Source organism: Haoranjiania flava, assembly GCF_025631005.1.
GTDB classification, from domain to species: Bacteria; Bacteroidota; Bacteroidia; order Chitinophagales; family Chitinophagaceae; genus Haoranjiania; species Haoranjiania flava.
Genome location: NZ_JAOTPL010000042.1, coordinates 1 through 1839 on the forward strand (window position 1 = coordinate 1; position 1839 = coordinate 1839).

General features: G+C 33.8%; 2 protein-coding genes. Both read left to right on the top strand.

What is annotated here, in order from left to right; translation table 11 throughout:
- Positions 1-24: 24 nt before the first annotated feature.
- The gene (locus tag OD355_RS13735) at positions 25-1080 is read left to right on the top strand and encodes a DUF262 domain-containing protein (RefSeq protein WP_263039067.1); all 1056 of its coding nucleotides are present in this window, start codon (positions 25-27) and stop codon (positions 1078-1080) included.
- A gap of 3 nt (positions 1081-1083) precedes the next feature.
- Positions 1084-1647 (top strand): MAE_28990/MAE_18760 family HEPN-like nuclease, encoded by a 564-nt coding sequence (locus OD355_RS13740; protein ID WP_263039068.1) that lies wholly within the window; start codon positions 1084-1086, stop codon positions 1645-1647.
- Positions 1648-1839 lie beyond the last annotated feature (192 nt).

Sequence of the window (1839 nt, forward strand, 5' to 3'; positions counted from 1 at the left end):
CGGTCATGCTAAACCAACAACTACATGGACAAAATAAAAAAATTAGAACAGCAACTAGAGGAAACACGGAATAGCTTGTCTACCGATAGGCTCGATATGTCATTTGGAGAAATCATGAGCATGTATGAACGGGAAGAAATAATTATTGATCCCGATTTTCAAAGGTTGTTTCGTTGGGGTATTTATCAGCGAACCAGATTTATCGAGTCAATACTAATAGGGATACCTATACCTCCAATATTTGTAGCAGAAGATGAAAATGGTCGGTGGGAGCTTGTGGACGGACTACAGAGAATATCATCAATTTTTTCATTCTTTGGAATTCTAAAAACTATACCAGAAAAAAATAATTGGATTATGTGCAAAGGTGACATTGCACGTGATTTAGAAAATTTAGCATGTAAGGATTTGCCTTTAAAATTTCAACTTAACATTAAAAGAGCTTCTTGTCGCGTAGAAATAATTAAATGGAATAGTGCATTTGACATGAGATATGAACTCTTCAATAGACTAAATACAGGCGGTTCAGAGCTGACGGACCAAGAAATTCGCAACGCAATTTTCCGAGGAGTTAGTAAAGAATTCAATTCGTTTTTAAGACGATCCGCTGAAAAGGCTGACTTCATATCTCTTGTTCAACCTACTGAACGACAAGTTGAACAATTATACATGGACGAATTAGTTCTACGCTTTTGTTCGTTGTATGATTTTAAAGAAGAGCTTTCCGAAAACATTTCTCAGCATATGACAAATTATATGAGGGCAATTGTTTCGCAACCAGTCAGAATTACAGAATTAGAGAGAGTTTTCAATGAAACTGTTCGTATTCTTTCTCCGATTGGCAAAGAAACATTTAGAGGTAGTAATAATGTTTTTTCAACGAGTCTATTCGATTGTGTAACTATTGGTATTTCCAATAATTTAGATAGATATTCAAATGAAAGGACAGATATCATAATCCAAAAAATAAACGATTTAAAGGAGTCAGAAAATTTTAAAAAGGCTTCGGGTTCTGCCTCTGCGAGTAAATCACGAATTATGAAACGTATTGAAGTTGCAAACCAAATATTTGGAAGTTAATTCATGGCTATCACATTTGTAGATGAAATTGTTGCAGATATTGAGTGGCGTGTTTCTGAACTAGCTACCCTTAAAAGCCTTCCGATTAGATATAGTTTTAGAGACGACCATAAAGAATTGCAAATAAAATACACAATTCCTGCGATATATGCTATATGGGAAGGCTTCGTTAAAAACTGCTTTTCAATATATTCAAATCATTTAAACTCGCTAGCAATTAGCAGAACAGACATTGCGCTATCTTTATTGACACATCAACTTGATAGTGAATGTGATTTTAATAACCCTAGAATAAATTTTGATGCAAAAAAAAGGCTAGTAAATGTGATTGATTCTTTATTGACCAATACTATCAACATAAAGCCAAGTATTCCAACTGAATCAAATGTGAATTTCAAAGTCCTTAACAAAATACTCGAAAGATTTTGTATTGACAAAGTTGATGAAACCTATGAACAAAAGCTAAACAAATTGCTATTATTCAGAAATAAAATTGCCCATGGTGAAAATTCAATCTCAGTAAATATGAATAATATAACTGAATTATTTCGACTGTTGAAAATCTAATGCTTGATATAGTTATTAGTGTAGAACATAATGAAAGACATGAAACATTTAAAAAAGAAAGCACGAACCGCTAACAAGGTATTGCCAAAAGCGGGGCTGAAGTTCTTCGATTGGGCATTTGTGTAAGGTTCAACATTTGTTCTTCGCTTGAACTTTAGTGCTAAAAATCCCCGCCTTCGGCAATACCCAAAC